Source organism: Psychromarinibacter sediminicola, assembly GCF_029168335.1.
In the GTDB taxonomy this organism is placed as follows: Bacteria; Pseudomonadota; Alphaproteobacteria; order Rhodobacterales; family Rhodobacteraceae; genus Psychromarinibacter; species Psychromarinibacter sediminicola.
The window spans coordinates 85,373-109,137 of record NZ_JARGYC010000004.1 but is presented as its reverse complement, the minus strand read 5'-3'; the positions used below and the strand labels follow the sequence as shown (position 1 = coordinate 109,137).

The window sequence follows — 23,765 nt, the reverse complement described above, 5'->3', positions numbered from 1 at the left end:
GCAAGCATAGACTGCCACCGTTCCCGTTTCGTCGACAATTCCGCCACACGCGCGAGATTGTCGAGTGCCGGGCCCCGCACCGCCCAATTCCGCGCCACGACCCCCGAGGCGCCGGCCGCCCTGCCCGGCCGCGATCCCCTCCCCGCAGCGCACACCCCTGCTTCTTCTCGTTCCAAATACGCAGTCCGCCGCATCCGACCGCCACCAAGGCGCCCGCCGGTCCTCAGCGCGCACCCCCCCTGCTTCTTCTCGTTCCAAATACGCAATCCGGCGCCGCCGACCGTCGCCACCGGCCGGCACCTGCGCCCCGGCCCTCTCAGCCGCTACCGCAGCTTCGGCGGTGTCTCCGGGTCCATCCCCGGCGCCCCCGGCGCCAGCACCTGCGCCGCTTCCGGCTCCGGCAGCTCGATCTTCAGCCCGTGCCGTGCCAGCGCCGCCGCTGCCGGGTCGGAGGCCGCGAAGAAGCCCACGTCGAGCGCCCCGGCCTCCAGCCCCGAGAAGGTCAGCGCCTCGCCCACCGCCTGCGCCAGCGCCGGCTCCGCCCCGTCGGCCGCGTCGACGAAGGCCAGCAGGTGGCCGCGCCCGCCGCCGCGATAGCGGACCGAGGCCAGGTAGGCCATCGGCGCCAGCCCGGCCGCCAGCCCCAGCTTGCGGTCGAGCCCCTCCAGGAGCGCCTCGGGCACGCCGTCGGGCGCGGCGATATCCTCGGGCCGCTCGGCCACCTCCGCCGGGCGCCGGCCCAGCGTCTCGGCCAGCCACGCCACCGCGTCGGCCGGAATCAGGATCGACGAGGGCGCCACCTCCAGGTTCAGCCCGAAGCCCATCCCCTCGGCCGCCAGCATTCCCGTCAGCGCCCGGCCCGACAGCGCCGCGTAGGGCGCGGCGTCCCCGACGAAGCCGGTCAGCCGGTCCTCGCGGTCGAAGGCCAGCACGACCCGGCCGCCCTCGACGTCGAACAGCGCGGGTTCGACCCGCTCGCCCTGCGCCTCCTCGGCCAGCAGCAGCACCAGTTCCGCCTCGGCCACCCGCTCGTAGAAGCGCAGCCGCGCCGCGTCGTCCCCGGGTGCGGCCGTCATCGCGGCGTGGGCGCGGTCGATCGGGGTTTCGTCGGTCATCGCTCAAGCACCTCTGCCACCCGGTCGCGGAGCACCGGCAAGAGCTCCGCCTCGAACCACGGGTTCTTTCTCAGCCAGGCCGTATTCCGCCAGGACGGGTGCGGCAAGGGGAAGACCCGGGGCGCGTGGTCGCGCCAGCCCGCCACCGTCTCGGTCACGCCGGCCTTCGTGCCCAGATGCCACTTGTGGGCGTAGCCGCCGACCAGCAGGGTCAGCCGCACCTCGCCCAGCGCCGCCATCAGCGGGGCGTGCCAGGTCTGCGCGCAGATCTTCGGCGGCGGCAGGTCGGAGCCCTTGGCGTCGTAGCCCGGAAAGCAGAAGGCCATCGGGATCACCGCGACCCGGCTCCGGTCGTAGAAGATGTCGCGGTCCACCCCCATCCAGTCGCGCAGCCGGTCGCCCGAGGGGTCGTCGAACGGCACGCCCGATTCATGCACCCGCGCCCCCGGTGCCTGCCCGGCCACCAGGATGCGCGCGCCCGGCTCGAACCAGGCGACCGGGCGCGGTTCGTGCCCGGTCGCCGTGGCGGCGAAGCGGTCGGCACAGAGCGTGCAGGCGCGGATGTCGGCGCGGAGGCGGTCGAGCGGATGCGGCATCGCCCCTAGCTAGGGCCGCGCCCCCCGCGATTGCAACCGGTCGGGCGGGCCGGCAGGCCGCGGGCGGGTCGGAAACATCCCCATACGCGGGGCACGGGCGGGCCCTGCGCGCCGCGGCGGCGGCGGCGCGATTGCCCCGGGGCGCCGCCTGCTCTATCAAACGGGCGACCGCCGGACGCGCGCAAGGGAGAGAGCCATGAACGTCGAGACCAAGCTGTCGGCCAAGGACGCCCCCAACATGGGCCCCTTCGCCTGGGAGGATCCGTTCCTTCTGGAGGACCAGCTGACCGAGGACGAGCGGATGCTGCGCGACGCGGCCCATGCCTTCGCCCAGTCGGAACTGCAGCCGCGCGCGATCGACGCCTTCCGCGAGGAGACCGTGGCGCCCGAGCTGTTTCCGCTGATGGGCGAGGCCGGCCTGCTGGGCTCGACGATCCCGGAGGCCTATGGCGGGCTGGGCGCGGGCTATGTCACCTACGGGCTGATCGCGCGCGAGCTGGACCGGGTGGATTCTGGCTATCGCTCGATGATGTCGGTGCAGTCGAGCCTGGTGATGTACCCGATCCATGCCTACGGCACCGACGCGCAACGGCAGAAATACCTGCCCGGCCTCGCCAGCGGCCAGCTGATCGGCTGTTTCGGCCTGACCGAGCCGGATGCCGGCAGCGACCCCGGCGGCATGAAGACCGTCGCGAAGAAGACCGCCGACGGCTATGTGCTGAACGGCTCGAAGATGTGGATCTCGAACGCGCCGATCGCGGATGTCTTCGTGGTCTGGGCCAAGTCGGAGGCGCATGGCGGCAAGATCCGCGGCTTCGTGCTGGACAAGGGCATGGACGGGCTGTCGGCGCCCAAGGTGGGCGGCAAGCTCAGCCTGCGCACCTCGGTCACCGGCGAGATCGTGATGAAGGACGTGGCCGTCTCCGAGGACGCGCTCCTGCCGAATGTCGAAGGGCTGAAGGGCCCGTTCGGCTGCCTGAACCGGGCGCGCTACGGCATCGCCTGGGGGGCGATGGGCTGTGCCGAGTTCTGCTGGCACGCGGCGCGGGCCTACGGGCTGGACCGCAAGCAGTTCGACCGGCCGATCGCGCAGACCCAGCTGTTCCAGAAGAAGCTGGCCGACATGCAGACCGAGATCGCGCTGGGCCTGCAGGGCGCGCTGCGCGTCGGGCGGCTGATGGACGAGGGGCGCGGGGCGCCGGAGATGGTGTCGCTCGTGAAGCGCAACAACTGCGGCAAGGCGCTGGACATCGCCCGGATGGCCCGCGACATGCATGGCGGCAACGGCATCCAGGAAGAGTACCAGGTGATGCGGCACATGGTGAACCTGGAGACGGTGAACACCTACGAGGGCACCCACGACATCCACGCGCTGATCCTCGGGCGGGCGCAAACCGGGCTGCAGGCGTTCTTCTGAGGGCGCCCCCAGGGGGCGACCCCGGGACCATCCCCCGCACCGGCCCGCTCCGCGCGGCGCTCACGCCGAGATGAAGGTCACCCCCGCCATCCGCTCGATCAGGGCGACGTCTTCCTCGTAGATCGCCGTCACCTCGTCCACCAGCTCGGGCGTCCAGCCCGGCAGGTCGATTTCCTCCTCCAGCGCGTCGTCGCGCGCGAACTTCTCGGCGAAGGCGGCGATGATGCGGCGGCGCTGCATCTCGTGGGCCGGCGGGTGGCTTTCCAGATAGGCTTCCATCTTCCGGAAGCCCTCGTCCTTCAGGATCGACTTCAGAATGTCGTGGTCGCCCTTGAACGGGGCCGACAGCTCGGTATCGGTGATCTCGCGCAGGATCTCCGGCCAGATCAGCGGCGTGTCCTCGTTGCACCAGACGGTGATCGGGCAGCCGGGGTTGTTGTTCTGGATGCGCTCGATCACGCCGGACCAGCGCATCTCGTGCGGGTCGGCGTCGCCCACGAAACCGTCGTAGCCCGGCATGCTCTTCTGCGCCAGCGCGGCGGGCAAGTAGGTGGCGGGGTTGCGGATGGCGATGAAGAACTCGCAGGGGTTCTCGGGAAACAGATAGCGCAGCCACATCGTCCGCATCCCGGCCTTGGAATAGAGCTGCCCCTTGTCGAACACGCCCTGCGGCAGGCACAGGTAGTCTTGGTCGCCCAGGATCACGCGCTCGGCCGGATAGCCCTTGAGGATCGCCTCGTAGAGCGCCTCCTGCTCGGCCTCGGGCATCGGCTCGCCGCGGTACTGGTGCATGTGCTCGCGCACCATCTTGCGGTAGGTGCGCGGGCGCGGGACGATGACGTTGCGGTCCTGCAGCGCGACGCCGTCCTGCAGGAGCGAGCGCACCAGCAGGTCGTCGTCGGTGCAGTGGACGCCGAGATGATAGACGAAGGTCACCGCCGGACTGCCGAACTTCATCGCTGCCCTCCCCCTGTCATGCCGTTTCTCCTTTGCCGGGCTGCATTTAGGCTCATCCCGCCCGGGGGCGCAACCGATCCCGCCCGTGCGCGCCCCTGTCAGTCGGCCGCACGGCCCCGGGGCGGCGCCACGTTGAACACGAACGACGCCGGCAGATCGTCGGCCAGCACCCGGTCGGGGATCACCCGGGGGCCGCGCAGGAACACGTTCATGCCGAAGCGCGCGTGCATCCGCGACAGCCGCCGCATCCGGTCGGAGGTGATCGCGTCGTAGAGCCGGCGATAGTCGTCCTGCGTCTTCAGCTCGGCGATCGTGGCGCGGTGGCGGGCGACGCTGTGGCGATGCGCCGCCGCGATCTCGGGGTCGGCCATCAGCCGGTCGATCTCGGCCCGCAGCGCCGGCAGGTGGCGCTGGATCGAGCGGTCCTCCTCGGCGTTGTTGTTCATGCGGAACCAGTAGCCCTCGTGCTGGTCGTGGGCGACGTGGTTGACGCGGCCGCGGCGGCGCTTGACCAGGTAGCTCTCGGCCGAGCGTACGGCGTAGTGGTTCAGCGTCACTAGGTCGTAGCCCCAGCAATCGGCGGTGGAGCGCCAGCCGGAGCGCAGGAACCGCGCGGGCATCGGCCGGCCGGAGCCGTTGACCCAGCGGACCTGATGCGCCCGCGCGGCGTTCAGCCCCTTGGGGCGGTGGACGGCGAGGCGGCGGAACAGGCCCTGGTTGCGGACCAGCGTCTTGAAGGCCCAGGCCTGGTGCGGCCGGCGGATCAGCCGCGGCGCGCAGCGGGTGAACTGCTCGGTGACGGGGCTGTCTTGGTATTGCGCGATGTCGGCATTGCCGAACAGCCGCCAGGTCATCGAGATCGCGTTCGCCGCGCCGGCGGCGGCGTAGAGGTCCGCGAGCCGGCCCTCGCCCGCGTGGATGTTGATGAACTCGTCCACGTCCATCGGGACGATCCAGCCGGCCTGCTGCACCACCGGCTCGTCGGCCGCCGCGGCAAGGGCGGCGCGCTGGGGCTTGTCGCCGGTGGCGCGGAACGGGTTTTCGCGGTGCTGGACCAGCCCGCGCGCTTGCAGGAGGTCCAGCAAGGTGTCGGTCCCGTCGTCGCAGTCGTTGCTGTAGACGAGGATGTCGTCGACCCCGATCATCCGGTGATAGGCCAGCCATTCCAGCAGGAACGGCCCCTCGTTCTTCATGCAGGTGACGATGACGGTACGCTCGGACGGCGCGGGGGGCAGCGGGTCCGCGGCCGGGGCGGGGGCGGCCTGCGCCGCGGGCGGGCGCACGGGCTTGGCGCCGAACAGGTCCTCGGCGCGGGCGATCAGCCGGGGGTCGGCGGCGAGGCGGTCCTTGTCGACCAGCTCCTGCACCTTGTTGTCGGGGAACAGGACGGACATGCAGCGGTCGAACCGGGCCGGATCGGCGCGCTCGGGCCGCTGCCCCGCGATGCCGCCGGCGAGCCACAGGGCGTCCGGCCCCAGCCGCTTCGGATCGGCGGCCCAGCGCGCCGGTCCGTCGCCCGGCGGCGCCAGGCGGCAGACATGGTCGCCGTGCGCCGGCCGCTGCCCCTTGCGCAGGCGCCAGGGATAGACCGGCTCTCCGGCCAGCGCCAGGACGCCCCTTTCCGTCGCGGCCACGCGGTCGAAGACCGTCGCGGCCCCCGGCGCGGCCACGGCCAGGTCGCAGGGGTCGAGGGCGGCGACCGCGCGGGCGCGGGCGAGAAAGCGCCATTTCAGCGCGTCATAGACCAGCGGTTCGCCCAGCGGCGCGCGCCAGGGGTCGGGCGCGGCCGGCTCGCCCCAGCGGCGCGGCGCGGTGCGCGGGTCGCCCAGCGCGGGCTGCTTCGCCCCGCCGAGCGGCAGGGCGCAAGAGACCACGACCAGCCGCTTAAGCCCCGGCATCGCGGCGGTCAGCCGCTCCAGCGCGTCGGCGAAACCGGCGTCGTCCGGCGCCCGGTCGAGGATCAGCGCGGCGTCGGCGCCCTGGCTGTCGACATGATAGCCCAGCCACCGCGCCACGGTCTCCGCCGGCTCGCGGTGACGCTGCGCCAGCAGCACGGCCATGCCGTCGAACAGCCCGGTTTCCGGCGCGGCGGTGTCGAGATCGGCCGCCCCGGCGGCAAAGGCGGCGCGCAGCGGCCCGTCGCCCGCCGGCGCCTCGCCGGTGACGATCAGGTTTGCCCCGACCACGAGGGCCTTCTTCAGGTGCATCTCGCCCGCCGCCGCCCCCGGTTTCACCATCTCCGGCCGCGCGCCCTGGGCGAACCAGATCCGCACCGCGCTGCCGAACGGCGACGGCCAGCGCAGCGCCTCGATCACGCGCAGCGCGCCGTGGGCGCCGGAAGTCAGCCGGCGCCGCAGAAAGACGGGCAGGTCATCCGGCACGCTGGAACCTCCGGATCAGCTCGGCGATCTCGTCCTGCGGCAGCGGCGTGCTGTCGGCCGCCAGCAAGAGCCGGCCATAGAGCTTCAGCTCCGCCTCCTCGCGCAACATCTCCTCGAAGGCCGCGTGATGCGCGGCATGGGCGCGGGCGTGCAGATCGGCCAGGCCGGGGATCGCCGCCAGCTCGGCCAGCACGGCCTGCGTGCCCGGCTCCAGATGCGCGATGGACGTGTCCTCCACCGTGTTGAAATTCCGCTCCACCCAGTACATCAGATCGACCGGCTTGCCCTTGCGGTTGGGCAGGCCCCGGCGCCGCTTGAGCATGAAGCTTTCGGCGGAGCGCAGCGAGTAATGGTTCAATTGTACAAGCCTCGACGCCTCGGGATGGCCATATAGCGCGATGCGTTGTTCGTTCTGTGAAAACGCATCCGGCAGGTACACGCCCGAGCCGTCGACCCAGTAGGCCTGATCCGCCTGCCCCTTCTTCATCCGCGGGCGGTGCACGCCGATCTGCGCGAAAGGCCCCTTGCGGCGGAACAGCGTCTTCACCTGGCGCGCGCCGACGGGGTAGTCGCACGCCTCCGGCGCGGCGCGGGTGAACAGCCGCGTGGTCGGGGCGTCGACCAGCCGCCGCTGGCCGTTATGGCCGAACAGCCGCCAGGGCATCACGATGGCGTCGGCGCCCTCGATCTCGCCGATCAGGTCGGGCAGCGTCTTCAAAGGCGGGCGCAGGTTCACGAACTCGTCGCTGTCGATGCAGAGGATCCAGTCGGCCTGTTTCCGCAGCGGATGGCCCCAGGCCTCCTTCAGCGCGTTCCATTGCAGCGACTTGCCCTGCGGCGGCGGATTGCGCCGGTGGACCACGCCGACCCGGGCCAGCGCATCCAGCATCGCGTCGGTCCCGTCGGAGCAGTCGTTGGAGAAAAGCAGGAAATCGGTCACCCCGAGCGCGCGGTGATGCGCGACCCATTCCAGAAGATGCGGCCCCTCGTCGCGAAGCGCCGAGACCAGCAGAACCCTCACCGCGCGCCTCCGGGCGCATTTCCGCCCTTACCTGCCATCAAGATTGCCTTTTTGATGCGCATTTGCGATCCATTGCTCGATTATCGGCGGTATTACACATAAATTGCGCCGATCATAAGGAGGAACGGTCCTGCCCCGCGAATATCAGATCGGTGCGTTGTGGATCGGCGGCGCGCTGAGCTATGTCGAGCAGCTCTGCCTGAAATCCTTCCTGGACGCCGGCCAGCACGTGAAGCTGTTCACCTATGGCGCGGTGCAGAACATCCCCGACGGTGTCGAGGTGGCGGATGCCAACGCGGTGCTGGCGGACGACCGGGTGATCCGCCACAGCCGCACCGGCAGCCCGGCGCCGCAGGCCGACCGGTTCCGCTATCACATGCTGGCGCAGTCGGACGACCTGATCTGGGCGGATACCGACGCCTATTGCGTGAAGCCGTTCACCACCGACAACGGGCATTTCTACGGCTGGGAATCCGAGCATCACGTGAACAACGGCGTGCTGGGCCTGCCCCGCGACAGCGACACGCTGGCCGAGCTGGTGGCCTTCACCTCGGACGAATACGCGATCCCCGAATGGCTGCCCGAGGACGAGCAGGCCCAGCTGCGCGCGGCGAAGGAGGCCGGCACGCCGGTGGGCGTGGGCGACCAGCAATGGGGCGCCTGGGGGCCGCGGGCGCTGACCTGGTTTCTGCAGAAGACCGGCGACGTGCGCTTCGCGCTGCCCCGCGCGGTGCTGTACCCGATCGGGTTCCGGGACCGGCAGCTGCTGGTGCGGCCGGGCGCGGACGTGGAGCGGTTCCTGACGCCCGAGACGCTGTCGATCCACCTCTACGGCCGGCGCATCCGCGGCCGGCTGACCCAGGAAGCGGGGGCCGAGCCGGATCCCGACTCGCTTCTGGGCCGGCTGCTGAAGAAACACGGGATCGTGCCGTCGGACGCGCCCCTGCCCGCCCCGCCGAAACCGCCCGAGCGGCTGACCGCCGAGGACCGGCGCGGGCGCGGCGTCGTCAACCTGACCGACCTGGCCGACGCGGCGGGGTCGGACCGGGGCAGCGCCAAGCACCGCTACACCGAGCTTTACCAGATGCTGTTTCACCCGCTGCGGCAGCGCAGGCTGAAGGTGGTGCTCCTGGGCCTCGACGGCGGGATCGGGGTGGAGCGGCCGGAGCTTTCGGCGCCGACGGCCGAGGCGACGGTAAAGATGTGGCTCGACTACTTCCCGAAAGCCGCCTTCACCGCGCTCGACCGCGCGCCGGCCGCGCCGGTGCACGACCCGCGTCTGGGCTATACCCCGTGCGACTTCGAGGACCCGGCGGCCATCGCCGCCGCCGTCGACGGCGCCCCCGACCTGGTGATCGACGACGCGACCCATGCCAGCCACCACCAGCAGAACGGCTTCCGCGCGCTGTTCCCGCGGCTGGCGGCCGGCGGGCTTTACGTGATGGAGGACCTGCGCCATCAGCCCGCGTCGCTGGAAGGTCCGGGTTCGGTCAAAACTGCGGCGCTTTTTCAGAGCTATGTCGAAAGCGGGATCTTCGACCATCCGGACGCAGAGACCCGGGCCGCGTTCAACGACATGCGGGCCGACATATCGGGATGCTTCGTGTTTCCGGCGCATTTCGTAAAGGGCCGGCGGGATCAACTGCTGGTGGTACACAAGCGCTGAGGCCGAGGACGACAGGACGAAACGCATGCGAGACACCGCGACGATGACCAGACCCGCCGCAAGCGCCCAGGAGGTGCTGGACGCGCTGAGGGCCGAGACCGGGGCCGACGGGTTCCAGCACCTGCTGGATGACGACCATTCGGTCAGCTACATCGCGCGCGGGCCGAAGCTTCTGGTGACCTTCGAGCGGATCCAGGACACGCTGGAGATCGCCGAGCACGGGCTGCCGCTGGGGCTGGACTTCGCCGAGGACAAGAACTGGTCGGTGCTGCATTTCGCGGCGTCGGGCGACACCTGGTTCCGCAGCGCGGCGGTCTATGCCGTCCTCGACGACATGGTGGACGACGCCTTCTTCGAGGAGTTCGACGCGGTCACCTTCTACGGCGCCGGGATGGGCGGCTATGCGGCGGCGGCCTTCTCGGTGGTGGCGCCGGGGGCCACCGTCGTCGCGATCTCGCCGCAGGCCACGCTGGATCCGGAGGTGGCCGAATGGGACGGCCGGTTCCCCGCCTCGCGGATGCTGGATTTCCGCGACCGCTACGGCTATGCGCCCGACATGGCCGAGGGCGCGGCGCGGATGCACGTGGTCTACGACCCGTGCGAGACGCTCGACGCCGTGCATGCCAGCCTGTTCCGCGGCGACAATGTCGCGCATCTGCGCTGCCGGCATTTCCGCCACCATATCGCGCGCTCGCTGCGCGAGATGGACGTGCTGCACCGGCTGATCGAGGAGGCCGCCGAGGGGCGGCTGACGCGGGCGGGGTTCTATGCGCTGATGCGCCGGCGGCGGGAGCACAGCCGGTTCCTGCGCAATCTGCTGTTCGACCTGGACGATCTGGACCGGCCCTACCTGACCGCGCTCTACTGCGCCCACGTGCTGTCGCGGATGAACGCGCCGGCCTTCCGCCGGCGGCTGAACGCGGCGCGGGCCCGGCTGAAAGACGCGGGCGCCCTGCCCGCGTGGCTCCCGGAGGCATAGCGCAAAATTCTTCGAAGAATTTTGCCAAGAGTTTTCAAAAAAACTCTTGCGCGCCGGGGGACGCCGCCGCGGCCCAGGGCCCGGGGCATTGCGCCTTGAAAATTGAAACATGAATCAGTATTCATGAATCATGGCGAACGGCACGGCCCCACGGACCAGGCGCGGCGTGGCGCGACGGGAAGCGCTTCTGAAGGCGGCGGAAAAGGTGATCGGCGAGAAGGGCTTCTCGGCCGCTTCCATCGCCGACATCACCCGCGAGGCCGGCACCGCGCTGGGCACCTTCTACATCTACTTCCCGACCAAGGAGGCGGTGTTTCACGAGCTCGTCCTCGAAATGGGCCACGCGACCCGCGCGGCGGTCACCCAGGCGATCGACGGGGCGCCGGACCGGCTGGCCGCCGAAAAGAACGGCCTGCGCGCGTTTCTGCAGTTCGTCGCCGCGCGCCCGGCGCTCTACCGCATCGTCGAGGAGGCGCGCTTTGTCGACCCCGAGGCCTATCGCGGCTATTTCACCACCTTCGCCCGGGCCTATGCGACCCGGCTTCGCGCCGCCGCGGAGGCGGGCGAGATCGCCCATGGCGATCAGGAGGTGCGGGCCTGGGCGCTGATGGGCGTCGCCAAGACGCTCGGCGACCGCTTCGTGCTGTGGGAGGAAAAGCCCGATCTCGACCACGTGGTCGACAGCGCCTTCGCCCTGATCCGCGACGGGCTGGGGCCGAAACCGTGAGCGTCGCCGTGGCCTTCGACACGCTGCCGGACGGCACCGCGCTGTCCGGTCTCACGCTGACCGCGCCGCGCGCGAACGCGCTGACGCCGCAGCTGTTGCAGGATCTGTCCGACGCGCTCGACCGGGCCGAGGCGGCCGGGGCGGCGGCGCTCCTGATCTCCGGCGGGCGCAACTTCTCCACCGGGGGCGACGTGGCCGCCTTCCGCGACGCGGCGGCGCGCGGCGAGGCGCGTGCCTTCGCCGCCCGGCTGGTGCCGCAGCTGCAGGAGATCGTCCTGCGTCTCGTCGCGCTGCCCTGCCTCGTCGCCGTCGCGGCGCGCGGCGCGGTCACCGGCGGCGCGGCGGGGCTGCTGTTCGCGGCCGATGTCGCGGCGGTTCATCCCGGCTGCTTCGTCCAGCCCTACTACGCCAGGGTCGGCTTCGCCCCCGACGGCGGCTGGACGGCGCTTTTGCCCGACCGCATCGGCGCGGGGCGCGCGGCGCGCTGGCTGCTCTGCGACCGCCGCCTGACCGGCCCGGCGCTCGTGGAGGCCGGCCTCGCCGATACCTGCGACGCCGAACCGGAGGCGGCCGCGCGGCGGCTTCTGGCCGACGGCCGGACGGGCGCGCAACTCGCCGCCAAGGCCCTGATCTGGGACGCGGCCCGGCGAAGCGCACTGCGCGAGCGGCTCCACCGCGAGACCGACGCCTTCCTCGACCGCATCGACCGGGGCGACACGCGCGCCGGGATGGACGCCTTCCTCGCCGCCGGCAAGGAGACCTCGCATGTTTGACGCCGTCCCCGACATGGCCGCCAAGCGGGCGGAACTGACGCCAGAGGCGCTCGCCTTCCGGGACGGCCGCGACTGGAGCTTCGCCGCGGTCGACCGCGCGGCCGGCGGGATCGCGGCGGGGCTCACGCAGGCCGGATTGCAGGAGGGCGACCGGCTGGCGATCCTGTGCCACAACGCCGTCGCGTTCTTCCTGGCCCTCTTCGCCTGCCAGAAGACCGGGATCGTCCTGTGCCCATTGAACTGGCGCCAGCCGGCGCCGGAGCTTCTGGACACGCTGGCCCCGGTCGGCGCCCGGGCGATCCTGCACGATGCCGCCTTCGCCGACCTGGCCGCCGAGATCGCCGAGGCCGCCGGGCTGGCACGCTACGCCTTCGAGGGGGACCTGGACGACTGGCAGAGCCTGCCGCCACGCTCCGAGCCCCAGACGGTGCCGGCGGACCGGCCCTGGTATCTGCTGTTCACCTCCGGCACGACGGGCCGGCCGAAGGCGGTGATCCAGACCGCCCGCATGGCCTGGGCCAACGCCGTCAGCGTCATGCAGTCGGTCTCGATGACCGCCGCGGACCGCTCGGTGAACTTCCTGCCGCTGTTCCACACGGCGGGGATCAACCTCTACACGCTGCCGCTGTTCCTCGCGGGCGGAAGCTCCACCGTGCTGCCGAAATTCGAGGCCGAGGCGCTGCTGCAGCTCTGCCGCGACGGGGCCGTCACCCAGTTCTTCGGCGTCCCCGCCATCTATCAGGCGTTCAGCCTGTCCGATCTGGTGGACGACGTGGACTGGGCCGGCATCCGCTGCGGCTGCGGCGGCGCGCCGCTGCCCGACCCGCTGATCCGGTTCTTCGCCGCGCGCGGGGCGCGCGTGCTGAACGGCTATGGCATGACCGAGACGGGGCCGATGGGCACGCTGATGGACCCCGCCGCCGCCGAGGCCAAGATCGGCTCGGTCGGCAAGCCGCAGATGATGAACGAGATCCGCCTGGCCGGCGTGGCCCCGGGCGCCGCGGGGACCGGCGAGATCCAGTTTCGCGGGCCCAACGTCACCCCCGGCTATTACCGCAACGACGCCGCCACGCGGGCCGTCTTCACCGAGGACGGCTGGCTGAAGACCGGCGATGTCGGCCGGCGCGACGCGGACGGGTATCTCTATGTCGTCGACCGCATCAAGGACATGTTCATCTCCGGCGGCGAGAATGTCTATCCGGCGGAGGTCGAACGGGTGCTGCACGCGCATCCGGCGGTGCTTGAGGCGGCGGTCGTCGGCGTGCCCGACGCGCGATGGGGCGAGACCGGCGCCGCCTTCCTGATCGCGCGGCCGGGCGAGGCGCTCGACACCGACGCCCTGCGCGCCTGGTGCCGCGCGCGGCTGGCGGCCTACAAGGTGCCGGCCCGGTTCCGCGTGGTCGAGGACTTGCCGCGCACGGCGGCGGGCAAGGTGCGCAAGCCGGATCTGAAGGAGATGCTGGACGATGCCTGAGATCACCGCGGCGTGGACCCCGACCCAGGCCGAGTTCGACGCCTTCGCCGCCGTCTCCGGCGACGACAACCCGATCCATGTGGACCCGGACTTCTCGGCCCGCACGGCCTTTGGCCGGACGGTCAGCCACGGCATGCTGATCTACGCGAAACTCTGGGGCCTGGTGATGGCTGCGCGGCCGGAAACGCGCCAGCTCCGGCAGGAGATGATGTTCCCGGCGCCCTGTTTCGCGGGCGAGCCGGTGACGCTGCGGGTCGCGGGCGACTGGCCGGGGCGGATCGAGATGACGGCCCGTCGCGCCGCGGACGGCGCCGAGCTCTTCGTCGGCGCGGCAGAGGTGGCCTGATGCGGGTCGGGGCGGCGGCCGAGATCGCGCGGACCTACACGGCGGCGGATCTCGACGCCTTCGCCGCGCTGTCCGGCGCCGGGCCGGGCGAGACCGTGCCCGAGCCTCTGATCGCGGCGCTGTTCTCCTATCTTCTGGGGGTGGAGCTGCCCGGGCCGGGGACGAACTATCTCAAGCAGGAGCTGCGGTTTCTTGGGTCGGCGCCCCTCGGGGCGCGGCTGACGGCGCGGGTGGAGGTGACGCGGGTCAGGCCGGAGAAGCACCTGGTGGATCTGCGCGCGACCTGCGCGCTGGCGGACGGGACGGTGGTCTGCGAGGGTCGTTCGCTGGTGAAGGCGAAGGATGTGGTGGCGGCGGGGTGAGGCGTTGCGGGAGCGCCGGGCCGCTCGAGCAACGTGAGAAGCCGCGCAAGGGCCGACGCGCGTGGGTTCGCACCGAAGAAGAAAACGTCCAGTGGACGTTTTCCGGTGCGGACGGGCGGAGCCCCGGAGGCGCTGGGCGCCACGACCGAAGACGTTCGAACAGCGTGAGGAGCCGCGCAAGGGCCGGCACGCGCGGGGGCGCACCGAACGTCGAGCGGCGCACTTTATGGCTGCCAGGTCCGGGCGACCTCGGAGCTCTGCGATAACGTCGACCACAGCGCCGCCGCGTTGGGGCGGGTCTCTCGGGCATTTCGTTTGCGAAATGCCCTGCCGACAGGCGATTGCAGAGCAATCGCCGAGAGGCGGCGCTTGCGCGGCGGCTTCGCCTTGTTCCGCGCTGAGCACCGTTCGAAGGTGTCAACGCATATGCCGAACGTCCAGTGGACCGACACTACTGGCCATTCCCAAGCAACGTGAGGAGCCGCGCGAGGGCCGACGCGCGCGGGGGCGCACCGACCTTCGAACGGCGCGCTTTATGGCTGCCAAGTCCGGACGACCTCCGAGCTCTGCGATAACGGTTACCACAGCGCCGCCGCACCGGGGCGCGTCGGCGCTCGCGCGGCGGCCTGGGGCCTTGTTCCGCGCCAGGCACCGTTCGAAGGGGTCATCCTCGTGCCCCACACCCCGCACTCCCGACGACGCGCGCGGCGGCCTTCGGCCTTGTCCCGCGCCGGACACCGTTCCAATCACAGCCCTTCCGCGAACGCCCCCAATACCCGGGCCATCTCCCTGGGCTCCTCCAACGGCGGCGAATGGCCCGACGCCGCGAAGCCGTGGACCCTGGCCTCCGGCGCCTGCGCCGCGAGCCAGTCGGCGGCGGAGGCCGGATAAACCCGGCTCCGCCCCCCACGGGCGACGAGATAGGGCACGGCCACCTGCCCAGCCGCAGCGCGCAGGTCCATTCCGGCCAGCTCGGCCCAGCAGCGGCGCATGACGGCCGGATCGTTCGACAGGATCTGCCGCAGCGCCCGCTCCCGCGGGAAATGCGCAGGCCCCGCGCGATCCGCGAACATCGTCGCCGCCACCGCCCCGGCGGTGCCGGGCCAGTCGGTCTCGATCCGCTCCGTCGTGCGCGCCACGTCCGCGGCGCTCTGGCCCAGCAGGCCGTGGCGCCAGCCCGCGCCGTTCGCCAGCCGCGGCGACATGTCGACGGTGACCAGGCCCGAGAGCCCGCCGCAGCCATGCCGCTCGACCATCCGCCACGCCACCGCCGCTCCCATCGACCAGCCGACCAGCAGCGCCCCGGGATGCGCCGCGACCAGCGCCTGCACCTGCTCGGCCGCGACGTCCAGCATCGGCCAGGCCGGCGGCGCCGCGCCGTGCCCCGGCAGGTCCGGCGCCAGCCCCCGCAGGCCCGCCGGCAGCGCCACGCGCAGCGCGTCGAACACCGCGCCGCGCATGGTCCAGCCATGCAGCAGGATGACCGGCCGGTCCACGCCTAGCGACCGGACCGGAGCCGTCCGACGATCCCCGTGGGAAAGAAATAGACGCTGAGGATGAACAGAAGCCCCAGCCACAGCAGCCAGCGGTTGGGGTCGAGGAACAGCGGCAGGATCGGCAGCGCCTCGGTCGCCTCGGCGGCGACTCCCATCAGGTTCTGCAGGTAGTTCTGCGCCAGCACGAAGATCACCGCGCCCAGCACCGCGCCGTACATCGTGCCCATGCCGCCGATGACCACCATCAGAAGGATGTCCAGCATGATCTCGAAGGACAGCGTCGTGTCGGGGCCGACATAGCGCAGCCAGATCGCATAGAGCGCCCCCGCCAGCGCCGCGATGGCCGCCGACAGGCAGGTGGCGGCCGTGCGGTACCAGACCACGCGGTAGCCGATCGCCTCGGCGCGAAAGTCGTTCTCGCGGATCGCCTGCAGCACCCGGCCGAACGGCGAGTTCACGATGCGCAGAAGCAGCAGGAACAGCGCCAGGCAGGCCACGAAGATCAGGTAGTAGTTCAGCACCCGCCCGTTGACCCGCACGCCGAACAGCTCGCCCATGCGGAAGGCGGGCGTCAGCTCGCGCGGGATCAGGTAGGTCAGCCCGTCCTCGCCGCCGGTGATGTTGAACAGCTGGCTGACCAGCACCGCCACGGCCGAGGCGACGGCCAGGGTGATCATCGCGAAGAAGATCGCCCGCACCCGCAGCGAGAACAGCCCGATGATCAGCGCCAGCGCGGCGGCGGCAACGGCGCCCGACAAGCTGCCCACGATCAGCGCGCCCCAGCCGCGGCCGATATGGATCGAGGCCAGCGCCACGCCATAGGCGCCCAGCCCGAAGAACATCGTGTGGGCAAAGCTGACGATGCCGGTATAGCCCAGCAGCAGGTCGTAGGAGGCCACCAGCAGGATGAAGATGCAGATCGTCGCCGCCGTCTCCAGCGACCGCACGCCGGGAAACAGGAACGGCGCACCGGCGAGGCAGACCAGCACGATCAGCAGAAGCACGGTCAGGACGGCCGAGCGCGGCGTGTCGCCGGAGATCAGGTTCACGAGCATGTCACTTCGCCTTCACGACGGGCATCATCCCCTGCGGCCGCCACATCAGGATGGCGGCCATCAGGCCGATATTCGAGACGAGCGCCAGTTTCGGCGCGAGGAACGCGATGTAGTTCTGCAAAAGCCCCACCAGCAAAGCGCCGATGAACGCCCCCTCGACCGAGCCGAGCCCGCCGATGATCACCACGATGAACACCAGGATCATCATCCGCTCGCCCATGCCGGCGGTGATGACCTCCTGGTAAAGGCCCCACATGACGCCGCCCAGGCCCGCCAGCGCCGAGCCGGCCACGAAGACGCCGATGAAGACGAGCCGCAGGCGGTAGCCCAGGCTCTCGACCATCTGGCCGTTCTGCACGCCGGCGCGCACGATCAGCCCGATCTTGGTGCGGCGCAGCACCAGCCGCATCGCGACGAAGATCGCCAGCCCCAGCACGACGGCGAGGATGCGGTACTTCTCCAGCGCCGCGCCGGCGAAGGTCACGGCGCCCTTTAGCGTCTCGGGACGGTTGAGGAAAATCTCGTCCGGCCCCCAGATCACGTGGATCAGCTGTTCCACCACGATCAGCCCGCCCACCGTCACCAGGATCTGTTTCAGATGCGCGCCGTAGACCGGCCGCACGATCACCCGCTCGAAGCCCCAGCCGACCAGCCCGGTCAGGACCATGGCCGCGGCGATGGCCAGCAGCACGGCGGCGAGGTTCAGAAACAGCGACGGCGCCGTCGTCCAGCCGGTCAGCGCCAGAAGCACCGAGATCCCGACGAAGGCGCCGAGCGACACGAAGGCGCCATGGCCGAAATTGATCACGTCCATCAGCCCGAAGACCAGCGTCAGCCCCGAGGCCATGACGAAGATCATCATCCCCATGGCCAGCCCCGAGACGGTGAGCGTCAGCCAGGACGAGGACGAGCCGATCGACAGGAACCCCAGCACGATCAGCACCGGCACCAGGAGATAGGGCGCGGCCTGCCCCAGCCGGTGGGCGAAGGAGGCCCGCGTCATCGTCGGGGCGTGGTCGGGGGCTGCGCTCATGTCACTCTGCCTCCATGCTCAGGCCCATCAGGCGCTCCTGCAGCCCGGCATCCGCCGCCAGCTCGGCCATCGCGCCGGTCCAGACGATGCGGCCGTCATCCATCACCGCCGCATGGTCGCCCAGCGCCTTCGCCACGGCGAAGTTTTGCTCGACCAGCAGGATCGAGGCCCCCTGCCCCTTCAGTTCGCGCAGCGCGCCGGCCATGGTCGACACGATGGCGGGCGCCAGCCCCTTGGTCGGCTCGTCGATCAGGTACAGCACCCGCTCCTCCGCCATGGCGCGGGCGATGGACAGCATCTGCTTCTGCCCCCCCGAAAGCGTGCCGGCCTCGGATTTCCAGAAGGTCTTCAGCGGCGGAAAGGCGGCAAAGACGCGCTCCAGCCGCGCCGCGTCGGGCGGGCCGGAGGCGGCGGCCAGCACCATGTTCTCCTCGACGGTCAGGTCGGTGAAGATGCCCATGTCCTCGGGCACGAAACCGATCCCCGCCCGCGCCCGCGCCGGCGTCGGCCAGGCGGTGATGTCCTGGCCGTCATAGCGGATGCTGCCGGCCTTGGCGGCCCAGTGGCCCATGACGGTCTTCAGCGTCGTGGTCTTGCCGACGCCGTTGCGGCCCAGAAGCATCGTCACCTGCCCGCGCGGCACGGCCAGGTCGACGCCCTCCAGGATGTGATACTGGGCGATGTCGGTGAAAAGCCCCTCGATCCGCAGAACGTCAGACATCTTCCAGCGCCTTTCCCATATAGGCCTCCTGCACCACGTCCGAGGCCATCACCTCGGCCGGCGCCCCGTCGGCGGCCAGCGCGCCGTTGTGCAGCACGATGATCCGGTCGGCGAGCGTGCGGATCACGTCCATCTTGTGCTCGACCAGCAGGATCGTGCGGTCGCTGTCGTGTTTCAGCTCGGCGATCAGGTCGAGGACGACGGGCGCCTCGTCGACGCTCATCCCCGCGGTGGGCTCGTCGAACATGTAGACCATCGGGTCGAGCGCGATCAGCATCGCGACCTCCAGCTTGCGCTGGTTGCCATGGCTGAGCTCGGAGACCTTGTGATCGCGCCGGTCGGACAGCCGCACCCGCTCCAGCACGGCCATGGCGGCGGTGGTGATCTCGGCATGGCCCGAGGCCATCGAGAGCAGGTTGAAGCCCTTGCGGTGGCGCGCCTGGATCACCAGGCGGACATTCTCCAGGACGCTGAGGTCGGGGAACAGGTTGGTCAGCTGGAACGCCCGGCCCAGCCCGCGGCGGCAGCGCTCGGCGACCGACAGGCGGGTGACGTCCTCGCCCATCAGCCGCACGCGGCCGGCGCTGGCGGCGATCTGGCCGGAGATCAGGTTGAAATAGGTCGTCTTGCCGGCCCCGTTCGGCCCGACGATGGCGGTCAGTTCGCCGGCACGGAAGGCGCAGCTCACGGCGTCGACGGCGACATGGCCGCCGAAGCGCACGGTCAGGCCATCGGTTTCGAGAAGCGTCTGGGACACGGGGGGCCTCCGTGGGGGCGGGCCACGCCCGCCATGCACGCCAAGGGGTTTCCGGGGGTATTCGGGGGCCCCCGCCCTGCACCGGGCGGGGGCGGACGGTCAGTTCCGGATCGGAATGTCCATGTCGTCGATGCCCAGCTCGCGGACCAGCACCGGGATGCCGTAGGGCACGTCTTCCTCGACCTCGGTGCGGAAGTGGTACATCGACTGCAGCGCCTGGTGATCCTCGGGGCGGAAGCGCATCAGGCCCTTGGGGGTCTCCCACTCCATGCCTTCCATCGCTTCGATCAGCGCCTCGGTGTCCTCGGCGCCCCCCGCCTTGCGGATCGCCTCGACCACGGCGATACCGGCCGCCATGCCGCCCGCGGTAAAGAAGTCCGGCGGCGTGCCGTAGCGGTCCATATGGGTCTCGACCAGCCAGTCGTTCACCGGGTTGTCCGGGATCTCGTAGTAGTAATAGGTCGCGCCCTCCAGCCCGGGCAGTTCCTTGTAGGCGGTCAGCGCGGCGAGGATGTTGCCGCCGGTGGCGATCTCCACGCCGAAGCGGCCCGGGTCCATGGCGTTGATCGCCGACATCGGGTTGCCGCCGCCGGCCCAGATGATGAACAGGAACTTCCGCTCGGCGTCCACATCCTCCATCGCGTTGAAGATGCGCTCGGCCGCCGCGGTGAAGTCGGTGGTGTCGGTCGGCACGTATTCCTCGTGCTCGATCCGCGCGCCGGTCTCCTCCAGCGCCTCGCGGAACGCGGCCACGCCGTCGCGGCCGAAGGCATAGTCCTGCGCCAGCGTCGCCACGGCGACGTTCTCGCCGCCCAGCGCCACGGCGTTGGCGATGGCGTCCTGGCTGGAGTTGCGCCCGGTGCGGAAGATATAGCGGTTCCAGTTCTCGCCGGTGATCGAATCGGCCACCGCCGGCTCGACGATCAGGATGCGCTCGTATTCCTGCGCCACCGGCAGCATCGCCAGCGCCACGCCCGAGCTGACCGGCCCCACCGCGATATGCGCGTCGGCGTCGCCATAGGCCTCGGCCAGCGCGGCGCGGCCCTGGGCGGGGTCGAGCTGGGTGTCGAATTCCAGCACGTCGATCGGCTCGCCGTCGATCTCCATGGTGCCGTCGGTGGCGTATTCCAGCCCCAGCATCAGCCCGACATGGGACTGCTCGGCATAAGCTTCGAGCGCGCCGGTCTTGCCGTAGACATGGGCGATGCGGATCTCGGCCTGGGCCGCCCCGGCACATGCGATCACCGCGGCCGACGCAAGCCCTTTCCAGATTGGCTTCATCTCGGGGGTCCTCCCTGTATTCCCGATACGGTCGCAATATGTGAAACATGAATCATTATTCATGTCAACGTCGCAGCACCCCGCGCCACACCCCCGCCGCGGCGGCAAAGCCAAATTGCAGACGGGCAGCGACCCGCATAGGCTGCCGCTCGCCGGGGCGCCTGTCGCGTCCCCGGCCGCCGGGTTGGGAGGATCGCCTGTGGCCGCCGGATCGCTCGACATCGAGGAGACGCATCTGCCCGGGGTCCGGCTCCTGAGACCGCACCGGGTCGGGGACGCCCGCGGCTTTCTCTGCGAAACCTGGAACGCGCGCAGGATGGCCGAGCACGGGCTCGACATCCCGTTCGTCCAGGACAACCACTCGCTGTCGCACGCCCCCTTCACGCTCCGCGGCCTGCACTACCAGGCGCCGCCGCACGCCCAGGCCAAGCTGGTGCGCTGCGGGCGCGGCCGGCTGTGGGACGTGGCGGTCGACATCCGCCGCGGCGCCCCGACCTTCGGGCGCTGGGTCGGCGCCGAGCTCAGCTTCGAGAACGGCCGGCAGATGCTGATCCCCGCAGGCTTCCTGCACGGCTTCGTGACGCTCGTGCCGGAGACCGAGATCGTCTACAAGTGCTCGGACCACTATGCGCCGGACTGCGAGGGCGCGGTGCGCTTCGACGATCCCGACATCGGCATCGACTGGCCGCTCGCCGGCCGCGCCCCGGTGCTGTCCGACAAGGACGCCGCCGCGCCGCTGCTCCGCGACCTGGACACGCCCTTCGTCTGGGAGGGGGCATGAAGATCCTCGTCACCGGCGGCTGCGGTTTCGTCGGATCGGCGGTGGTGCGGCTGGCCGTGGCGCGGGGGCACGCGGTCGTCAACCTGGACGCGCTGACCTATGCGGGCTGCCCGGCGAACGTGGCCAGCGTCGCCGACAGCCCGCTCTACCGGTTCGAGCAGGCCGACATCCGGGATCGCGCGGCGCTCGACCGCATCCTCGCCGCCCATGCGCCGGACGCCGTCCTGCACCTGGCCGCCGAGTCGCATGTGGACCGGTCGATCGACGGGCCGGGCGTCTTCGTCGAGACCAACGTCACCGGGACGTTCAACCTGCTGGAGGCGGCGCGCGGCTACTGGGCGGGCCGGGGCCGGCCCGAGGCGTTCCGCTTCCTGCACGTGTCGACCGACGAGGTCTTCGGCACGCTGCCGCACGGCGCCTCGCGCCGGTTCACCGAGACAAGCCCCTACGACCCGCGCTCGCCCTATGCCGCCTCGAAGGCCGCGTCGGACCATCTCGTCGGCGCGTGGTTCGAGACCTACGGCCTGCCCTGTCTTCTGACCAATTGTACGAACAATTACGGCCCCTACCACTTTCCCGAAAAGCTGATCCCGGTGATCATCCTCAACGCGATCGCCGGCAAGGATCTGCCGGTCTACGGGGACGGGACGAACGTGCGCGACTGGCTCTATGTCGAGGATCACGCCGACGCGCTTCTGCGGGTGCTGGAGGCCGGGCGGCCGGGGCGGCGCTATAATATCGGCGGCGAGACCGAGCGCAGCAACCTGGACCTCGTCCGCGCCCTCTGCGCCGTCCTGGACGACATGCGCCCGTTGGCGCGGGGGTCTCATGCCGACCGGATCGTCTTCGTGCCCGACCGCCCGGGGCACGACGCGCGCTATGCCATCGACCCCGCGCGCATCCGCGACGAGCTGGGCTGGCGGCCCGCGGTCGGCTTCGAGGACGGGCTGCGGCGCACCGTTGGCTGGTATCTCGAAAACGAGGGCTGGTGGCGGGCGCTGACGGCGCGCGGCGGCGTCGGCCGGCGGCGCGGGCTGGGCCGATGATCCTGGTCTTCGGACGCACGGGCCAACTCGCCCGGGCGCTGGCGCGGGCGGCGCCGGCGGCGGTCTGTCTCGACCGCGCCGCGGCCGATCTGGCGCATCCGGAGGCCTGTGCCGCGGCGATCGCCGCGCATCGGCCCGCCGCCGTGATCAACGCCGCCGCCTATACCGCCGTCGACCGCGCCGAGGCCGAGGAGGCGCAGGCCCACAGGGTCAACGCCGACGCCCCCGCTGCCATGGCGCGGGCCTGTGCGGGGCTGGGCGTGCCGTTCGTGCATCTCTCGACCGACTACGTCTTCGGCGGCGCGGGGGGGCGGCCCATCGCGCCGGACGCTCCGACCGGGCCGCTCTCGGCCTATGGGCGCAGCAAGCTGGCGGGCGAGCGCGGCGTGCGGGCCGCCGGCGGGGTGCATGCGATCCTCCGGACGTCCTGGGTGTTCTCGGCGCATGGCCGCAACTTCGTGACGACGGTACTGCGCCTGAGCGAAGCGCGCGACGCGCTGCGCATCGTCGACGACCAGATCGGCGGGCCGACGCCCGCGGCCGACCTCGCCGCGGCCTGCCTGAGCGTGGCGCAGCGGCTGCAGGACGCCCCGGCGCTCTCGGGGACGTATCACTATGCCGGCCGGCCGGAGGTCAGCCGGAAAGGTTTCGCAGAGGCCATCGTCGCGCGCAGCGGCCGCAAGGTCCGGGTCGAGGGCATCCCCAGCGCGGCGTACCCCACGGCGGCGGCGCGGCCGCTCGATGCGCGGCTGGACTGCAGCAGGACGGAGGCCGCCCTGGGGCTCGCCCGTCCCGACTGGCGCGCGGGTCTGGACGCCGTGCTGCGGGAGCTCGGGATCGGCCCGGCACGGGAGGCGCAGCGATGGTGACGCGAAAGGGCATCCTTCTGGCCGGCGGGTCCGGCACCCGGCTTTATCCGGTCACCGAGGGCGTGCCGAAACAGCTGCTGCCGATCTACGACAAGCCGATGGTCTATTACCCGCTGAGCGTGCTGATGCTGGCGGGCATCCGCGAGATCGCGGTGATCACCACGCCGCGGGACGGCGACCAGTTCCGACGCACGCTGGGCGACGGCAGCCAGTGGGGGCTTTCGCTGAGCTACATCGCCCAGCCGTCGCCCGACGGGCTCGCGCAGGCCTATCTTCTGGCCGAAGACTTCCTGGGCGGCGCGCCCTCGGCGATGGTGCTGGGCGACAACATGTTCTTCGGCCATGGCCTGCCGGAATTGCTGGCCCGGGCCGGCGCGCAGGCCGAGGGCGGGACCGTCTTCGGCTATCGCGTCTCCGACCCGGAACGCTACGGCGTGGTGGAGTTCGACGCGGCGGGGCGGGCGCGCGCCATCGTCGAAAAGCCCGACCGGCCGCCGTCGCGCTATGCGGTCACGGGGCTCTATTTCCTGGACGGCAGCGCGCCCATGCGCGCCCGGCGCATCGCGCCCTCGGCGCGGGGCGAGCTGGAGATCACCGATCTGCTGGAGGGCTATCTGCGCGACGGGGCGCTGCGCGTCGAACGCATCGGCCGCGGCTATGCCTGGCTCGACACCGGAACCCACGCCTCGCTGCTCGACGCGGGCAACTTCGTGCGGACGCTGCAGGAGCGGCAGGGCCTGCAGGTGGGCAACCTGGACGAGCTGGCCTATCAGTTCGGATGGATCACCGCGGCGCAGCTGCAAGCGCGGGCCGAGAGCCTGGGCAAGACGGCCTATGGCAGATACATCGCCGCGCTGCTGACGGGCGGCTGAGCGGCGGCGCCCGGCCGGGCGCAGCGGGCGCCCCCGGGAA

Annotated in this window: 23 protein-coding genes; 12 read left to right on the top strand and 11 right to left on the bottom strand. The window is 71.1% G+C overall.

Going from position 1 to position 23,765, the window contains the following annotated elements:
* Nucleotides 1–323: 323 nt before the first annotated feature.
* Both P1J78_RS02825 and P1J78_RS02820 read right to left on the bottom strand, forming a co-directional pair.
* The gene (locus P1J78_RS02825; RefSeq protein WP_275565801.1) at nt 324–1,115 is read right to left on the bottom strand and encodes an SseB family protein; all 792 of its coding nucleotides are present in this window, start codon (nt 1,113–1,115) and stop codon (nt 324–326) included.
* The gene (locus tag P1J78_RS02820; RefSeq protein WP_275565800.1) at nt 1,112–1,711 is read right to left on the bottom strand and encodes a uracil-DNA glycosylase family protein; all 600 of its coding nucleotides are present in this window, start codon (nt 1,709–1,711) and stop codon (nt 1,112–1,114) included. Before P1J78_RS02820 ends, P1J78_RS02825 begins: the two co-directional genes overlap by 4 nt.
* 196 nt (nt 1,712–1,907) lie before the next feature.
* On the opposite strand from P1J78_RS02820, the gene P1J78_RS02815 reads away from it, so the two are divergent.
* Complete coding sequence (locus P1J78_RS02815; RefSeq protein WP_275565799.1) at nt 1,908–3,128, top strand: acyl-CoA dehydrogenase; 1,221 nt, start codon at nt 1,908–1,910, stop codon at nt 3,126–3,128.
* A gap of 60 nt (nt 3,129–3,188) precedes the next feature.
* On the opposite strand, the gene P1J78_RS02810 is transcribed toward P1J78_RS02815, so the two are convergent.
* From P1J78_RS02810 to P1J78_RS02800, 3 genes are all read right to left on the bottom strand, one after another.
* Nucleotides 3,189–4,085 carry a hypothetical protein gene (locus P1J78_RS02810; RefSeq protein ID WP_275565798.1) on the bottom strand — a complete coding sequence of 299 codons (897 nt, stop codon included), beginning with the start codon at nt 4,083–4,085 and terminating at the stop codon, nt 3,189–3,191.
* A gap of 98 nt (nt 4,086–4,183) precedes the next feature.
* A complete protein-coding gene (locus P1J78_RS02805) occupies nt 4,184–6,466 on the bottom strand; it encodes a glycosyltransferase family 2 protein (RefSeq protein WP_275565797.1) in 2,283 nt (760 codons plus the stop codon).
* Nucleotides 6,456–7,487 (bottom strand): glycosyltransferase family 2 protein, encoded by a 1,032-nt coding sequence (locus P1J78_RS02800; RefSeq protein ID WP_275565796.1) that lies wholly within the window; start codon nt 7,485–7,487, stop codon nt 6,456–6,458. Before P1J78_RS02800 ends, P1J78_RS02805 begins: the two co-directional genes overlap by 11 nt.
* 157 nt (nt 7,488–7,644) lie before the next feature.
* On the opposite strand from P1J78_RS02800, the gene P1J78_RS02795 reads away from it, so the two are divergent.
* From P1J78_RS02795 to P1J78_RS02765, 7 genes are all read left to right on the top strand, one after another.
* Nucleotides 7,645–9,153: a hypothetical protein gene (locus P1J78_RS02795; protein WP_275565795.1), complete on the top strand. Its 1,509-nt coding sequence runs from the start codon at nt 7,645–7,647 to the stop codon at nt 9,151–9,153.
* A 43-nt stretch (nt 9,154–9,196) separates the two neighbouring features.
* Nucleotides 9,197–10,132, top strand: coding sequence for a phosphoadenosine phosphosulfate reductase (locus tag P1J78_RS02790; protein WP_275565794.1), 936 nt, complete (start codon nt 9,197–9,199; stop codon nt 10,130–10,132).
* Nucleotides 10,133–10,298: 166 nt separating this feature from the next.
* Nucleotides 10,299–10,859, top strand: a complete 561-nt coding sequence (locus tag P1J78_RS02785) for a TetR/AcrR family transcriptional regulator (RefSeq protein ID WP_275565793.1) — start codon at nt 10,299–10,301, stop codon at nt 10,857–10,859.
* The gene (locus tag P1J78_RS02780; RefSeq protein ID WP_275565792.1) at nt 10,856–11,632 is read left to right on the top strand and encodes an enoyl-CoA hydratase/isomerase family protein; all 777 of its coding nucleotides are present in this window, start codon (nt 10,856–10,858) and stop codon (nt 11,630–11,632) included. The genes P1J78_RS02785 and P1J78_RS02780 overlap by 4 nt, the downstream gene beginning before the upstream one ends.
* Nucleotides 11,625–13,106, top strand: a complete 1,482-nt coding sequence (locus P1J78_RS02775; protein ID WP_275565791.1) for a class I adenylate-forming enzyme family protein — start codon at nt 11,625–11,627, stop codon at nt 13,104–13,106. Before P1J78_RS02780 ends, P1J78_RS02775 begins: the two co-directional genes overlap by 8 nt.
* Nucleotides 13,099–13,452, top strand: a complete 354-nt coding sequence (locus P1J78_RS02770) for a MaoC/PaaZ C-terminal domain-containing protein (RefSeq protein ID WP_275565790.1) — start codon at nt 13,099–13,101, stop codon at nt 13,450–13,452. Before P1J78_RS02775 ends, P1J78_RS02770 begins: the two co-directional genes overlap by 8 nt.
* Nucleotides 13,452–13,814, top strand: a complete 363-nt coding sequence (locus P1J78_RS02765; protein ID WP_275565789.1) for a hotdog family protein — start codon at nt 13,452–13,454, stop codon at nt 13,812–13,814. The genes P1J78_RS02770 and P1J78_RS02765 overlap by 1 nt, the downstream gene beginning before the upstream one ends.
* Before the next feature lie 746 nt (nt 13,815–14,560).
* Here the strand turns inward: P1J78_RS02765 and P1J78_RS02760 are convergent.
* From P1J78_RS02760 to P1J78_RS02735, 6 genes are all read right to left on the bottom strand, one after another.
* Nucleotides 14,561–15,310 carry an alpha/beta fold hydrolase gene (locus tag P1J78_RS02760; protein WP_275565788.1) on the bottom strand — a complete coding sequence of 250 codons (750 nt, stop codon included), beginning with the start codon at nt 15,308–15,310 and terminating at the stop codon, nt 14,561–14,563.
* A 2-nt stretch (nt 15,311–15,312) separates the two neighbouring features.
* On the bottom strand, nt 15,313–16,365 hold the full coding sequence (locus tag P1J78_RS02755) for a branched-chain amino acid ABC transporter permease (RefSeq protein WP_275565787.1): 1,053 nt from the start codon (nt 16,363–16,365) through the stop codon (nt 15,313–15,315).
* 1 nt (nt 16,366) lies between these two features.
* A complete protein-coding gene (locus tag P1J78_RS02750) occupies nt 16,367–17,398 on the bottom strand; it encodes a branched-chain amino acid ABC transporter permease (protein WP_275565786.1) in 1,032 nt (343 codons plus the stop codon).
* A gap of 1 nt (nt 17,399) precedes the next feature.
* A complete protein-coding gene (locus tag P1J78_RS02745) occupies nt 17,400–18,119 on the bottom strand; it encodes an ABC transporter ATP-binding protein (protein ID WP_275565785.1) in 720 nt (239 codons plus the stop codon).
* Nucleotides 18,112–18,876 (bottom strand): ABC transporter ATP-binding protein, encoded by a 765-nt coding sequence (locus P1J78_RS02740; protein WP_275565784.1) that lies wholly within the window; start codon nt 18,874–18,876, stop codon nt 18,112–18,114. Before P1J78_RS02740 ends, P1J78_RS02745 begins: the two co-directional genes overlap by 8 nt.
* Nucleotides 18,877–18,975: 99 nt before the next feature.
* Nucleotides 18,976–20,157, bottom strand: coding sequence for a substrate-binding domain-containing protein (locus P1J78_RS02735; protein ID WP_275565783.1), 1,182 nt, complete (start codon nt 20,155–20,157; stop codon nt 18,976–18,978).
* A 199-nt stretch (nt 20,158–20,356) separates the two neighbouring features.
* Between P1J78_RS02735 and rfbC the strand changes: the two genes are divergently transcribed.
* Genes rfbC through rfbA form a run of 4 tightly spaced genes read left to right on the top strand, consistent with a single transcriptional unit; the run spans nt 20,357 to nt 23,725 of the window.
* Nucleotides 20,357–20,938, top strand: a complete 582-nt coding sequence (gene rfbC, locus P1J78_RS02730) for a dTDP-4-dehydrorhamnose 3,5-epimerase (RefSeq protein WP_275565782.1) — start codon at nt 20,357–20,359, stop codon at nt 20,936–20,938.
* Nucleotides 20,935–21,984, top strand: coding sequence for a dTDP-glucose 4,6-dehydratase (gene rfbB, locus P1J78_RS02725; protein ID WP_275565781.1), 1,050 nt, complete (start codon nt 20,935–20,937; stop codon nt 21,982–21,984). Before rfbC ends, rfbB begins: the two co-directional genes overlap by 4 nt.
* Nucleotides 21,981–22,853 (top strand): dTDP-4-dehydrorhamnose reductase, encoded by an 873-nt coding sequence (gene rfbD / locus P1J78_RS02720; RefSeq protein ID WP_275565780.1) that lies wholly within the window; start codon nt 21,981–21,983, stop codon nt 22,851–22,853. Before rfbB ends, rfbD begins: the two co-directional genes overlap by 4 nt.
* Complete coding sequence (rfbA, locus tag P1J78_RS02715) at nt 22,847–23,725, top strand: glucose-1-phosphate thymidylyltransferase RfbA (protein ID WP_275565779.1); 879 nt, start codon at nt 22,847–22,849, stop codon at nt 23,723–23,725. The genes rfbD and rfbA overlap by 7 nt, the downstream gene beginning before the upstream one ends.
* Nucleotides 23,726–23,765 lie beyond the last annotated feature (40 nt).

Bases quoted from the DNA above. Each gene is read 5' to 3' on its own strand.
- P1J78_RS02755 (WP_275565787.1), bottom strand. From the start codon at position 16,365: ATGCTCGTGAACCTGATCTCCGGCGACACGCCGCGCTCGGCCGTCCTG.
- rfbA (WP_275565779.1), top strand. From the start codon at position 22,847: ATGGTGACGCGAAAGGGCATCCTTCTGGCCGGCGGGTCCGGCACCCGG.
- rfbD (WP_275565780.1), top strand. From the start codon at position 21,981: ATGATCCTGGTCTTCGGACGCACGGGCCAACTCGCCCGGGCGCTGGCG.
- P1J78_RS02735 (WP_275565783.1), bottom strand. From the start codon at position 20,157: ATGAAGCCAATCTGGAAAGGGCTTGCGTCGGCCGCGGTGATCGCATGT.
- P1J78_RS02790 (WP_275565794.1), top strand. From the start codon at position 9,197: ATGACCAGACCCGCCGCAAGCGCCCAGGAGGTGCTGGACGCGCTGAGG.
- rfbB (WP_275565781.1), top strand. From the start codon at position 20,935: ATGAAGATCCTCGTCACCGGCGGCTGCGGTTTCGTCGGATCGGCGGTG.
- P1J78_RS02815 (WP_275565799.1), top strand. From the start codon at position 1,908: ATGAACGTCGAGACCAAGCTGTCGGCCAAGGACGCCCCCAACATGGGC.
- P1J78_RS02745 (WP_275565785.1), bottom strand. From the start codon at position 18,119: ATGTCTGACGTTCTGCGGATCGAGGGGCTTTTCACCGACATCGCCCAG.
- P1J78_RS02765 (WP_275565789.1), top strand. From the start codon at position 13,452: ATGCGGGTCGGGGCGGCGGCCGAGATCGCGCGGACCTACACGGCGGCG.
- P1J78_RS02810 (WP_275565798.1), bottom strand. From the start codon at position 4,085: ATGAAGTTCGGCAGTCCGGCGGTGACCTTCGTCTATCATCTCGGCGTC.
- P1J78_RS02770 (WP_275565790.1), top strand. From the start codon at position 13,099: ATGCCTGAGATCACCGCGGCGTGGACCCCGACCCAGGCCGAGTTCGAC.
- P1J78_RS02775 (WP_275565791.1), top strand. From the start codon at position 11,625: ATGTTTGACGCCGTCCCCGACATGGCCGCCAAGCGGGCGGAACTGACG.
- P1J78_RS02820 (WP_275565800.1), bottom strand. From the start codon at position 1,711: ATGCCGCATCCGCTCGACCGCCTCCGCGCCGACATCCGCGCCTGCACG.
- P1J78_RS02750 (WP_275565786.1), bottom strand. From the start codon at position 17,398: ATGAGCGCAGCCCCCGACCACGCCCCGACGATGACGCGGGCCTCCTTC.
- P1J78_RS02825 (WP_275565801.1), bottom strand. From the start codon at position 1,115: ATGACCGACGAAACCCCGATCGACCGCGCCCACGCCGCGATGACGGCC.